The organism is Thalassococcus sp. (assembly GCF_982780845.1).
Genome location: NZ_CEYADA010000011.1, coordinates 108740 through 121040, shown reverse-complemented (window position 1 = coordinate 121040; position 12301 = coordinate 108740). Strand labels below are relative to the sequence as shown.

Here is a 12301-nt window from a genome sequence, read left to right as displayed (position 1 = left end):
GCGGCAATCTACACCGAAACTCCCGCCGCACTGCTTCCTGCAGCGGAACGTAACGTCATGGCACATCTTATTGATCTTACGAGAAGAAAGGTCATTGAACACGAAGGAAACCTGCATGTCGCTTCCGGTTTCAAAGCAATTTGAGCGATCTGAAATTTTTTCTGCATTTTTGTGAAAACTGGGCTGGACGACCGGAATCCACATTGCTATATCGCCCCCATGTTCCGGCGTAGCTCAGCGGTAGAGCAGTTGACTGTTAATCAATTGGTCGTAGGTTCGATCCCTACCGCCGGAGCCATAAAAAGCCACTAAGCCTAACCGCTTAGTGGCTTTTTTGGTTTTATTCTAAGATCGAGTTTAACCTACGAATTTGTTTGTTTTTCCAAGATTACGTGTGTTTGAATAGATGCCAAATTTCTTAATTCATAGGATCAGCGATGACTCATAAATTGTCCAAGCGCGAAGTGCTCGCGTTGGAAAAAGCGCAAATTGAAAACGATCATCTTCAGGGTGACTTCTGTTTGAAAGCAAAGCTAGGGCCCGGAATCGGCGCGGGAACAATTGAAAATCTCGTTGCACTTGGCCTTCTGGAAATTGGATACAGTTCCTACCATCGCGAAGAAAATTGTGTGAGACTTACTGCTGACGGAGAACGTTGTTTAAACGGTGGGCTCACCACCGACGAAATTTTACAAAAGTGCCCTTCTGGAAAAATGTACCATGCTCCCCGTAACAAGCATTGGCCTGTGATTGAAAAAGGTGAATTCAGGTAGATCTCGGGATATGGTTTATGTGGCCCGCGATCCCAGTTCCTGACTGATGCGGGCCGCTGTCGTTTGGCAGATGGTGCGATACGCCCTTGGCTGTTCGTCGTAGCGCGATTTGGGAATGCAGATGCTGATCGCGGCCAACGGGATTTCTGTGTGATTCCGTAAAAGAGCCGCAAGACAAACGATATCGCGTTCCGTCGCAATCGGGCCTTCCGCAAAACCGCGCTTCGCCTTGTCATCCAGTTCCGCAGCACGTCGTTCGGGGGGAGCAATGGGAGGCGGGTGTTGTGGTCATCGGTCTGTTTGGCGTTTTGGTAAAATTCTCTTTTATCGATAAGCGACATTTCTTAAAAGAAACTGCTTTCTATCTAAACCCTTGCTAAACGTTATGCCGCTCTAAACGACTCTCAAAAAACACTTTCCGAAGTGTTGCTGTGCATGGACACAATGTGGCTAATCCTTTACGGTCGCTCTAAGTCTTTCGTCTGTAACCACCGATTTTTATTTTAAATTTCAGAATTTCTTATCAGATTACTATCAGGAAACAGAATGGGTCGCGAAGCAAATCTTTTGAAGTATATTGACACATCCGGTGTAGGCTTAGAAATTGCTCCATATTTCAATCCTCTCGTACCCAAGAGAAAACACAAAAACGTTTTGATTTTGGATGTAGTGAACACTGAAACTCTACGGTCGCATGCGCAAACAGACCCACTAATCCCAGATAACCAAGTCGATCAGATAGAGCATGTCGACATCGTCGGGGACGCGTGCCAAATACATGATCATTGCATGAAACATGACTTGGCTGGCAAGCTCGATTTCGTGGTATCTTCCCATAATTTTGAGCACCTACCTAACCCCATTAAGTTTCTCACAGGTGTCGAACAGTCGTTAAAGCCAGGCGGGGTTCTCAGCATGGCAGTTCCCGACTACAGGGCGTGTTTCGATTTTTTTAGGATGCCGACGCGATTAACCGATTGGTTACAGGCGTTTCATGAGGACAGGACCAAACCCAGTCCGGAAAGTATTTTTGATCAATCTGCGTTCCGCTCAATGTATGTAACTGAACATGGCGAGCAACCAGGATGCCATATATTGATCGATAGTCCTAGCAAGTTTGAACCAGTGAAATCTGTCCGTGATAGCTACTCGAACTACGTGCGCTTAAAATCGGATGCATCAACTTACATTGACACACACTGCAGTGTTTTTTTCCGGAGCTTTTCGAGCTTCTAGTCCTTGATTTGCAGTATCTAGGCTTAGTAAAACTCGAAGTTATAGAAATTTCAAAGACATTGGGTCACGAATTTTTTGTACATTTCAAACGTACAGAGAACTACGTTCAAATGGACGACGAGCTATATTATGCGAGACGAGACAAATTGCTAAGAGCTGTATCGATTAATCTAGGTGCCTCGGTTTATTTAATTCGTGACAGATCAATCTTTCGAAGATTGCCTAGAGTAGCACTAATGCACCTTCGGCACCTTAAGCAGCGCTTTTGGTGAGGATAACTTTAAACTCCCTCACCTTATTTCTATCAAAAAGATTTTTTGACTTCGCGCGATCCCAGTTCCTGACTGATGCGGGCCGCTGTCGTTTGACAGATGGTGCGATAGGCTCTTGGCTGTTCGTCATAGCGCGATTTGGGAATGCAGATGCTGATCGCGGCCAACGGAATTTCAGTATGATTCCGTAAAAGAGCCGCAAGACAAACGATATCGCGTTCCGTCGCAATCGGGCCTTCCGCAAAACCGCGCCTTGCCATGTCATCCAGTTCCGCAGTCCGCCGTTCTGGAGGGAGCAAGGGGGTTCGCGCATGTGTGTGGTCACCCCAATAGGCGTTTTGCCGTGCTTCGCCGGCCACTGACAGATGGAGCATGCCCACGGGCGTTTCATGAACATCCAGGCCCTGGTCCAGAATCCCGCGCGCCACCCGCAGCGCTTTCCACCCTTCGATCGCATCAGCCACCACCAAACGGGATCGATCCAGAACCGTAAGGTGAACCGTTTCGCCATAGTCCTTCACCATGCGTTCCAGAATGGGTCTGGACGTGTCGACCAAGGACGATGTGTTGATCAGGACGCGGTACAATGATGCGATCATCGGGCCCAATCGATAGCGCCCGCGCCCTACCCTTTGAACCATGCCGATTTTCCGCAATTCATCCATCAGATCATGCGTTCCGCTAGTTGACAGATTCATACGGCGCGCTATTTCCGAAAGACCGAGTTCAGGATCGTTTTCGGAAAATAGCCGCAAAATGTCCCCGACTTTCCGGATTGTCCCCATGATCGCATCCTCTGAAATTTGCGCCAGAGGAACCTTTCCGGAATTGGCGGAAATAATCACGGTATCGTTCAATACCTTTAGATATATACGGATTTCCGATTTTCTTTTCCAAGGTTTGGCCAGTCTCGCTCTGCGCCATCCAAAGGGAGGAAAATATGAAAGATCAAGCAGCGCAGTCCACTGCGCCCTATACCGGTGCCGAGTTCCTAGAAAGCCTTCAGGATAGCCGGTCCGTTTATATCCACGGCGAACGCGTCAAGGACGTGACCAAGCACCCCGCATTCCGGAATTCGGCGCGGATGGTTGCCCGTTGGTATGACAAACTGAACGAAGAAAAAGACAACATTGGCGTCAAAACGGACACCGGATCCGGTGGTTGGACCCATCCTTTCTTTAAGGGATCAAAAAGTGCCGATGATCTGGTGGCAGCACGCGATGCGATCGTCACGACCCAGCGCACCGCGCACGGTTGGATGGGCCGGTCGCCTGACTATAAGGCCGCCTTCCTTGGCACGCTTGGCGCCAACAGCGAATTCTACGGCGAATATGCAGACAACGCGAAAGCCTAGTATGCGCGGTCGCAAGAGCGTCTGGATTACTGGAACCATGCCATCATCAACCCGCCGATTGACCGTCACCTGCCGATCGAAGAAACCGGTGATGTCTACATGCAGGTGGAAAAGGAAACCGACGCGGGTCTGATTGTGTCCGGCGCCAAAGTTGTGGCCACAGGCTCTGCCCTGACGCACTACAACTTTATCGCCTACTACGGTGTCCCGATCAAAGAGAAGAAATTCGCTTTGGTGTTTACAGCGCCGATGGGGGCCGAAGGCGTTAAGCTGATTTCCCGCACATCTTACGAGCTCAACGCAGCCGTGATGGGCACCCCGTTCGATTATCCGCTGTCCAGCCGTCTGGATGAAAACGACGCGATCCTTGTGTTCGATAAGGTTCTGGTACCATGGGAAAACGTGTTCCTGTATGGTGACGTTGAAAAGGTAAATGCCTTCTTCCCGGCCTCCGGCTTTGTGCCGCGCTTTACGCTGCATGGTGTGACCCGTCTGGCGGTCAAGCTGGACTTCATTACGGGCCTGTTCTCGAAAGCACTGGAAGCGACGGGGACCAATGTGTTCCGCGGCCCACAGACTGCTGTTGGCGAAGTGATGGCTTGGCGGAACCTGTTCTGGGGTCTGAGCGACGCGATGGTGAAATCGCCGATCCCGTGGGAAGGCACCAATGGCTATGTTCTGCCGAACATCAACTACGGCCTTGCCTATCGCGTCTTTGCTCCGATGGCCTATTCGCGGATCAAGGAACTGATCGAACGTCACGTGGCCTCTGGTCTGATCTATCTGCCCTCTTCGGCTTTGGATTTCGGTTCGGACGAAGTGCGCCCCTACATAGACCGCTTTGTACGCGGCTCGAACGGCATGGTCTCGATTGATCGTGTGAAGCTGCTCAAGCTTCTGTGGGATGCAATGGGGTCCGAATTCGGTGGCCGTCATGAGCTGTATGAAACCAACTACGGCGGCAACTATGAAGCTATCCGCATCGAAACCTTGCTGACCGGCCAAGCCACCGGCGAGATGGAGATGCTCCAGCAGTTGGTCGAAGACTACATGTCCGAATACGGCATCGATGGTTGGAACGTCGCAGACATGATCAACCCTTGGGATGTGAACCGTCTGAAGGCGGGCTTCCAGTAACTATAGCAATGCGGCCCGTCCAAAACCGGCGGGCCGCCTTCTGTTTGAATTTGAAGGCGCTGACATGGATCTGGATACGACCAAGACACAAGTCCTGTCCGATACGCAAATAAGCTTGTCCCATTCGATCATAGCGATCGGAGCCTTTGACGGCGTGCATCGTGGGCACCAAGCTTTGATCAGCGCCGCCGTCAACGAAGCACGCATAGCCAAGGTGCCATCTGTTGTCTGGACATTCGATCCGCCGCCAAAAGTGGTGTTCGGCCGCGTCCCTCAGTTGTGCACTCTCGAAGAAAAACTGGCTCGCATCACCCGCCTGGGGGCCGATTACATCGTCGTTGCGTCCTTCAATCGCCACTACGCCGCCAAAAGCGCAAAGTCTTTTCTGGACGATCTTGGTAGATGCAATCCGTCATCGATCTACGTTGGTCAGGACTTTCGGTTTGGCCACAAACAGTCCGGCGACGTCGGTGATCTTGCTTCATGCTTCAATGTAAACATCGCCACGCCTGTAAACTGTGATGCGGGTGAGCCGGTGTCTTCGACACGGATCCGCGCGCTACGTGCAGCAGGTCGGCAGACCGAGGCAGATAGCCTTCAAGGTGCCTTCGATAAAGTCAGCCAGTTCACCGGCAGGCTTTTGACCGAGGATTTACGATTTAAGGAAACCACCCAATGACCGCGCCTATCGATCACAAAGCCCTGCGGGCCGCCTGTGGAACCTTTGCCACCGGTGTCACCGTCATATCGACCCGCACCGAAGATGGTGATCATGGAATGACGGCCAATGCCTTCATGTCGGTGTCATTGGATCCGCCACTTGTAACCATCTCGCTTGACCAAAAGGCAAAGCTTTTGCCCAAGATCAGGGCATCTGGGCGCTATGCCGTCAGCATTCTGGCGGAAGGTATGGAAAGCCTTGCTTGGCACTTCGCGGGCAAATTCAATCAAGAGCACAGTGATCCGTTCGAAGATTGCGAAGGCCTCCCTGTCGTGCCTGGCGCAATGTCGGTCTTTGTCACAGAGGTTGTCCAGGAAGTCGAAGCAGGCGACCACACTTTGTTCATCGGTCGCGTGACCCATCTTTCCAGAGATGTGGAAAAATCCCCCCTTCTCTTTCACGGTGGCAAATTCGCGGGACTCGCAAAAGCCTGAAATCAGATTCGGCTTTTGCCGTGTTTTACGCGTTCGATTTTCTCACGCCTTACGTTACGGCCGTATAGTGGCGCGCGATGTAAATCCAAGTTCTTATCTAAAGATTTGGGTTCGCCGCCGACGTCCCATGACTATCAATTTGGTTAGATTGATGAAAATCTGCAGCTCAAAAATATTGATATTAAGGTCTCTTAGTAGATATCGTCACCCTCGATTTGATTGCGCAATCACTTTCAAATCCCCCCTCTTAGATTATCTACTAAAAAATTAGTTTGACAGCGCGGCAACCCTGAGAATAGCTTTCCTGCATGCTGGTGAGGGCCAGCTCTTATAAAAATTTGGGAGGAGACAAGATGCGCAAGTATCTGCTCTCCGCGACTGCGGTATGTGCCGTGCTCGCGGGGTATGGGACTGCTTTTGCCGACGAGGCCGCAGCCCAAAAATGGATTGATCAGGAATTCCAGCCATCCTCGCTGTCCAAAGCGGAACAGCTGGACGAGATGAAGTGGTTCATTGACGCTGCCGCGCCTTTCAAGGGCATGGAGATCAACGTGCTGTCCGAAGGCATTCCGACACACGGCTATGAATCCGAAGTTCTGACAAAGGCCTTTGAGGACATCACCGGCATCAAGGTGAACCACCAGATCCTGGGCGAAGGTGAAGTTGTTCAGGCCGTTCAGACCCAAATGCAGACCCAGCGGAACCTGTACGATGGCTATGTCAACGACAGTGACCTGATCGGTACGCATTCACGCCTGCAACTGGCATATAACCTGACGGAACAAATGGCAGGTGACTGGGCCGCAACAACCAGCCCGACGCTTGATCTGGACGACTTTATGGGCGTGCAGTTCACCACTGGTCCGGATGGCAACCTGTATCAGCTGCCCGACCAGCAGTTCGCCAACCTCTACTGGTTCCGCAAAGACTGGTTCGACCGTGAAGACCTGAAGGCTGCATTCAAAGAAAAGTACGGCTACGAATTGGGTGTGCCAGTCAACTGGTCTGCCTATGAAGACATCGCGGAATTCTTCTCGAACGACGTGAAGGAAATCGACGGCACCACCATCTATGGCCACATGGATTACGGCAAACGTGCGCCCGACCTTGGCTGGCGTATGACGGATGCTTGGCTGTCCATGGCGGGTGCTGGTTCCAAAGGCGAACCGAACGGCGTTCCGATCGACGAATGGGGCATCCGTATGGAAGCTGGTTCATGTAACCCCGTCGGCGCAAGCGTTTCCCGTGGCGGTGCGGCGAACGGCCCGGCGGCCGTGTACGCGATCCGCAAATGGGACGAATGGCTGCGTAACTACGCCCCTCCGGGTGCGGCATCGTTCGACTTCTACCAGTCGCTGCCTGCTCTGAGCCAAGGCAACGTGGCTCAGCAGATCTTCTGGTACACTGCCTTTACCGCTGACATGGTGAAGCCGCAGTCCGAAGGCAACAACACGGTTGACGAAAACGGCAACCCGCTGTGGCGTATGGCGCCGTCCCCGCACGGCCCCTACTGGGAAGAAGGCCAGAAGGTTGGCTATCAGGACGTGGGTTCCTGGACCTTCCTCAAATCCACACCGTCGGATCGTGCACAGGCTGCTTGGCTGTACGCCCAGTTCGTCACATCCAAAACTGTCGACGTGAAAAAGTCCCATGTGGGTCTGACATTCATCCGCGACAGCTCGGTCAACCACGAGTCCTTCACCGAACGCGCACCCAAGCTGGGTGGTCTGGTCGAATTCTACCGTTCGCCTGACCGCGTTGCATGGTCGCCCACAGGCATCAACGTGCCTGACTATCCGAAGCTGGCCCAAATCTGGTGGCAGCAGATCGGTGACGTGAACTCGGGCGCCTTCACACCGCAAGAAGCGATGGATCGTCTGGCCGAAGAAATGGACATCACCATGGGTCGTATGCAGCAGGCCGACGAAGCAGCCAACGTCTATGGCGGCTGTGGCCCGCGCCTGAATGAGGAAAAAGACCCCTCGGAATGGCTCGGCAAAGGTGGCGCCAAAGCGAAACTGGATAACGAAAAGCCGCAAGGCCAGACCGTCAACTATGACGAACTGGTTGCACGCTGGAACCAGTAAAACACCACGTCCGGCCCGTCATCCCAGCGGGCCGGACATCTGTGGTCAGGGCCTCCTCCGGCTTTGACCACCCAAATCGGGGTTTGGGACTTATGACAATCGAACTACGACAGGCGGTTAAGGATGTGCGCGGCATCACGCATATCAAGCCGACCTCGCTGATCCTTGAGCCGGGGCATTTCAATGTCCTTCTTGGCCAGACAGGATCGGGGAAAACATCACTGATCAAACTGATGGCGGGTCTTGATCCGTTAGCGTCTGGTCAAATTCTGATGGACGGACAGGACGTATCAAAGCTGTCCACGCAGAAACGCAACATCAGTCTGGTGCACCAGTTTTTCGTGAACTACCCGCACATGACGGTCTTCGACAACATCGCCTCTCCTCTTCGGATTGCAGGCATGGCAAAGTCGGAAATCGAAGGACGCGTTCAGGAAGCCGCTGACATCCTGCAATTAGGTCCGATGCTCCATCGCCGCCCGCAGGAACTATCTGGTGGTCAGCAGCAACGTTGCGCGCTGGCCCGTGCGATTGCCAAGGAAAGCCGAGCTGTGTTTCTGGACGAACCGCTGGCGAACCTTGATTACAAACTGCGTGAAGAACTGCGCGAACAACTGCCCGAGCTTTTTGCCGGTCGCGGTGCGGTGGTGGTCTATGCCACGTCTGAACCGGAAGAAGCACTGCTTCTAGGCGGTAAGACCGCACTGATGGATGATGGCATCGTCACCCAGTTTGGGCCGACGGCCGAAATCTATCGCAAACCTGCAACGCTGGCGGCTGCCCGCGTCTTCTCGGACCCGCCGATTAACGCTGCAAAGGTAACCAAAGCAGGTGACACAATCGTTTTGGGCACAGGCGCATCCTGGCCTGCGGTTGGACATGCGGCTGGATTGGCAGATGGCGACTACACCGTCGCGATCCGTCCGCACCATGTGCAGCCCGTGAAATCTTCGGACGGCTGTGTGTCCCTGACAGGGATCGTTCAAGTCACGGAACTGTCCGGATCGGAATCAAGCGCGCATTTCCAGATGGGCAACGACGGCTGGGTATCGCTGGCCCATGGCGTCCACCCCTACCGCGTCGGCGAGGCGCATGAATTCTTTATGGACACGAGCAAAGCCTTCTACTTTGCCCCTGACGGGAGCCTTGCGGCCTAATGGCAAAGATCACGCTTTCAAAACTTAGGCATTCCTACATGCCGAACCCTTCTTCGGACGCCGACTATGCGCTGAAGGAAATCGATCTGGACTGGACGGATGGCGGCGCATACGCCCTGCTCGGCCCATCCGGCTGTGGTAAATCCACGCTGCTCAACATTATCTCCGGACTGTTGGTGCCGTCTGAAGGCCGCATCCTGTTTGATGATAAGGATGTTACCGACCTGCCACCGGACCAGCGCAACATCGCACAGGTTTTCCAGTTTCCGGTCATCTACGACACCATGACGGTGCGCGATAACCTTGCTTTCCCGCTGCGCAATCGGAACGTGCCCGAAGACAAGGTTGCCGCCCGCGTGGCCGAGATTGCCGAGATGCTGGAAGTGACCGACATGCTCGACACCCGTGCGTCGCATCTGTCGCCCGACAACAAACAAAAGATTTCGATGGGTCGCGGTTTGGTGCGTGACGATGTGAATGTCGTGATGTTCGACGAACCTCTGACGGTGATCGACCCGCATCTGAAATGGAAACTGCGGTCGAAATTGAAAGAGCTTCATCAGCGCGTCAAAGCGACGATGATTTACGTGACCCATGACCAGACCGAGGCGCTGACATTTGCCGATCAGGTTGTGGTCATGCAGGCCGGTGAGATCGTTCAGATCGGCACACCTGTCGAGCTTTTCGAACGCCCGCAGCACACATTTGTTGGTCACTTCATCGGCTCGCCGGGTATGAACATCCTTCCTGCAGTCGAAGACGGCGGTCGCGTCTTGTTCGAAGGCAGCAACGTGACCCTAGAAGGTCCGACAACCGGTGCTGGCGGCAAAACCGAAGTCGGTATCCGCCCCGAGTTCGTTGGCATTTCCGATACCGGCATTCCTGCCCGCGTCACCAAAGTATCCGACATCGGCCGCCACGCGGTTGTTGAAACCATGGTCGGCGATACAGCGGTCAAAGCTGTCACCGATCACGCCAGCCTGACGCAAGGCGAAGAAATCCACCTTTCATTCCGACCGGACCAAACACGCCTATACCGTGATGGCTGGATCGCGACGGAGGCCGCGACATGAAAACCGAAAATCAACGCGCATGGTTCTTTGTGCTGCCTGTGATGCTGCTGGTCGCGTTCAACGCGCTGGTGCCGATCATGACGGTGGTCAACTACTCGGTTCAGGAAACCTTCGGGAACAACGTTTTCTTCTGGCAAGGTCTTGATTGGTTTGAACAAATCCTACGGTCTGACCGCTTTCACGCGGCACTTGGGCGGCAGTTCATGTTCACCTTCCTGATCCTGATCATCGAGGTGCCGCTGGGCATCATCATCGCCCTGTCGATGCCGCGCAAAGGGTTCTGGGTTCCGGTCTGTCTGGTCACCATGGCCCTGCCGATGCTGATCCCGTGGAACGTGGTCGGCGCAATGTGGAACATCTTCACCCTGCCCGACATCGGCCTGCTGGGCTATCTGATGAACCATACGCTGGGCATCGAATACGATATGACGCAAGATCCGTTTGCGGCTTGGGTCACGATCATCACAATGGATGTCTGGCACTGGACGTCGCTGGTGGTTCTTCTCAGCTATGCAGGCCTCGTGTCGATCCCTGACGCCTATTATCAGGCGGCCAAGATCGATGGTGCCAGCCCGTGGAAAGTGTTCCGCTATATCCAACTGCCCAAGATGAAGACCGTTCTGACCATCGCGATCCTTTTGCGCTTCATGGACAGCTTCAACATCTACACCGAGCCTTTCGTTCTGACAGGCGGTGGCCCCGGCAACTCGACCACGCTTTTGTCGATTGATCTCGTGAAGATTGCCTTGGGTCAATTCGATCTTGGTCCGGCTGCGGCAATGTCCCTGATCTACTTTGCCATCACGCTGCTGGTCAGCTGGCTGTTCTACACACTTATGACAAAGGATGACGCGAAATGAGAAAACGCACGCTCATTCCCATCTTCTACATCCTATTCCTGATGTTGCCGATCTACTGGCTTGTCGCAATGAGCTTTAAGACAACACAGGAAATTCTTGGCGGGTTCAGCCTGTTCCCGCAGACCTTCACGCTGGAAAACTACGTCGTCATCTTTACCGATCCGTCGTGGTACTGGGGCTACATCAACTCGATCATCTACGTGTCGCTGAACACCGTAATCTCGGTCGCCGTCGCCCTGCCCGCCGCCTACGCCTTTTCCCGTTACCGCTTTCTGGGCGACAAGCAGCTGTTCTTCTGGCTGCTGACCAACCGGATGGCCCCTGCAGCGGTCTTTGCCCTGCCGTTCTTCCAGCTTTATTCGTCGGTCGGGTTGTTCGATACGCACATTGCCGTGGCCTTGGCACACTGCCTGTTCAACATCCCGCTGGCTGTCTGGATTTTGGAAGGCTTCATGGGCGGCGTGCCGAAGGAACTGGACGAAACCGCCTATGTAGACGGCTACTCCTTCCCGCGGTTCTTTGCGATGATCTTCCTTCCGACGATCAAAGCAGGTGTCGGCGTTGCTGCCTTCTTCTGCTTCATGTTCTCGTGGGTCGAATTGCTGTTGGCCAAAACCCTGACTGCGGTCGAGGCAAAACCCATCGCAGCCACAATGACCAAAACCGCTTCTTCTGCGGGCTATGAACTTGGTCTTCTGGCGGCCGCTGGCACTCTGACAATCATTCCGGGGGCTATCGTGATCTACTTTGTTCGTAACTACATCGCCAAAGGCTTTGCCTTGGGAAGGGTATGATGAAACGTCTTCTTCTCCTCACCCCGCTTTTCATCGCCACGACCAGCCATGCGCAAGGCTGGGGCAATGTCGCCCAGAAAGAGGTCGAGAAAGGGTTTTCGTGGACCGATCCCCTTTGGCCGTCGTTCTGGATGGCATGGACGCCCGCAACATTCGCGCTGTTCTGCGGAATCTTTGGTGCCATCGCCGTGATCGGATTGCTTGAAGGTTTCAAATACCGCGACGGAATCGAACGAAAAGGCATCCTTGGCCTGACAACCACCTTGGGCGACCGACTGTTCATTTCGCTGTTAGGATCAGCCTATATCTTCTTGGCATGGCTTGGTTTTATTGGCCAGCCGCTGTGGTGGCCGCTGGGACTTAGTATCGCATGGGGGATCTTCTGCTTTCGCAAAGTCTAAAA

At 53.6% G+C, this 12301-nt stretch carries 14 protein-coding genes, 1 tRNA gene and 2 pseudogenes; 14 read left to right on the top strand and 3 right to left on the bottom strand.

Features of this window, described 5'->3' with window-relative positions:
- From AC4FIA_RS13340 to AC4FIA_RS13330, 3 genes and pseudogenes are all read left to right on the top strand, one after another.
- A pseudogene (locus AC4FIA_RS13340) lies at positions 1–144 on the top strand (MBL fold metallo-hydrolase); the annotation flags it as partial.
- Between the two features lie 79 nt (positions 145–223).
- Positions 224–298: transfer RNA gene (locus tag AC4FIA_RS13335), tRNA-Asn, on the top strand.
- 139 nt (positions 299–437) lie between these two features.
- Positions 438–773, top strand: a complete 336-nt coding sequence (locus tag AC4FIA_RS13330; protein WP_490366258.1) for a hypothetical protein — start codon at positions 438–440, stop codon at positions 771–773.
- A 15-nt stretch (positions 774–788) separates the two neighbouring features.
- On the opposite strand, the gene AC4FIA_RS13325 is transcribed toward AC4FIA_RS13330, so the two are convergent.
- Together AC4FIA_RS13325 and AC4FIA_RS13320 are read right to left on the bottom strand one after the other, a co-directional pair.
- Positions 789–1043, bottom strand: a complete 255-nt coding sequence (locus AC4FIA_RS13325; RefSeq protein ID WP_490366261.1) for an IclR family transcriptional regulator domain-containing protein — start codon at positions 1041–1043, stop codon at positions 789–791.
- A 441-nt stretch (positions 1044–1484) separates the two neighbouring features.
- Positions 1485–1610, bottom strand: coding sequence for a hypothetical protein (locus AC4FIA_RS13320; protein WP_490366262.1), 126 nt, complete (start codon positions 1608–1610; stop codon positions 1485–1487).
- Here AC4FIA_RS13320 and AC4FIA_RS13315 point away from each other — a divergent pair.
- Positions 1563–2009, top strand: coding sequence for a methyltransferase domain-containing protein (locus AC4FIA_RS13315; protein ID WP_490366260.1), 447 nt, complete (start codon positions 1563–1565; stop codon positions 2007–2009). The two genes, AC4FIA_RS13320 and AC4FIA_RS13315, sit on opposite strands and share 48 nt — an antisense overlap.
- A 304-nt stretch (positions 2010–2313) precedes the next feature.
- Here the strand turns inward: AC4FIA_RS13315 and AC4FIA_RS13310 are convergent, their stop codons facing one another.
- Positions 2314–3066 (bottom strand): IclR family transcriptional regulator, encoded by a 753-nt coding sequence (locus AC4FIA_RS13310; RefSeq protein WP_490366257.1) that lies wholly within the window; start codon positions 3064–3066, stop codon positions 2314–2316.
- A 155-nt stretch (positions 3067–3221) separates the two neighbouring features.
- Here AC4FIA_RS13310 and AC4FIA_RS13305 point away from each other — a divergent pair.
- From AC4FIA_RS13305 to AC4FIA_RS13260, 10 genes and pseudogenes are all read left to right on the top strand, one after another.
- A pseudogene (locus AC4FIA_RS13305) lies at positions 3222–4034 on the top strand (4-hydroxyphenylacetate 3-hydroxylase N-terminal domain-containing protein); the annotation flags it as partial.
- Between the two features lie 3 nt (positions 4035–4037).
- Complete coding sequence (locus AC4FIA_RS13300) at positions 4038–4772, top strand: 4-hydroxyphenylacetate 3-hydroxylase C-terminal domain-containing protein (RefSeq protein WP_490366259.1); 735 nt, start codon at positions 4038–4040, stop codon at positions 4770–4772.
- 64 nt (positions 4773–4836) lie between these two features.
- Positions 4837–5451, top strand: a complete 615-nt coding sequence (locus AC4FIA_RS13295) for an FAD synthetase (protein WP_490366256.1) — start codon at positions 4837–4839, stop codon at positions 5449–5451.
- Positions 5448–5927 (top strand): flavin reductase family protein, encoded by a 480-nt coding sequence (locus AC4FIA_RS13290; protein ID WP_490366255.1) that lies wholly within the window; start codon positions 5448–5450, stop codon positions 5925–5927. The genes AC4FIA_RS13295 and AC4FIA_RS13290 overlap by 4 nt, the downstream gene beginning before the upstream one ends.
- 353 nt (positions 5928–6280) lie before the next feature.
- Positions 6281–8014: an ABC transporter substrate-binding protein gene (locus tag AC4FIA_RS13285; RefSeq protein WP_490366254.1), complete on the top strand. Its 1734-nt coding sequence runs from the start codon at positions 6281–6283 to the stop codon at positions 8012–8014.
- A 92-nt stretch (positions 8015–8106) separates the two neighbouring features.
- Positions 8107–9171, top strand: a complete 1065-nt coding sequence (locus tag AC4FIA_RS13280; protein ID WP_490366253.1) for an ABC transporter ATP-binding protein — start codon at positions 8107–8109, stop codon at positions 9169–9171.
- Positions 9171–10244 carry an ABC transporter ATP-binding protein gene (locus AC4FIA_RS13275; RefSeq protein ID WP_287476530.1) on the top strand — a complete coding sequence of 358 codons (1074 nt, stop codon included), beginning with the start codon at positions 9171–9173 and terminating at the stop codon, positions 10242–10244. Before AC4FIA_RS13280 ends, AC4FIA_RS13275 begins: the two co-directional genes overlap by 1 nt.
- Positions 10241–11104 carry a carbohydrate ABC transporter permease gene (locus AC4FIA_RS13270; protein WP_103909856.1) on the top strand — a complete coding sequence of 288 codons (864 nt, stop codon included), beginning with the start codon at positions 10241–10243 and terminating at the stop codon, positions 11102–11104. The genes AC4FIA_RS13275 and AC4FIA_RS13270 overlap by 4 nt, the downstream gene beginning before the upstream one ends.
- Entirely contained in the window at positions 11101–11898 is a 798-nt protein-coding gene (locus tag AC4FIA_RS13265; protein WP_490366252.1) for a carbohydrate ABC transporter permease, read from the top strand. Before AC4FIA_RS13270 ends, AC4FIA_RS13265 begins: the two co-directional genes overlap by 4 nt.
- Positions 11898–12299 (top strand): DUF2160 domain-containing protein, encoded by a 402-nt coding sequence (locus AC4FIA_RS13260; RefSeq protein WP_103909858.1) that lies wholly within the window; start codon positions 11898–11900, stop codon positions 12297–12299. Before AC4FIA_RS13265 ends, AC4FIA_RS13260 begins: the two co-directional genes overlap by 1 nt.
- Positions 12300–12301 lie beyond the last annotated feature (2 nt).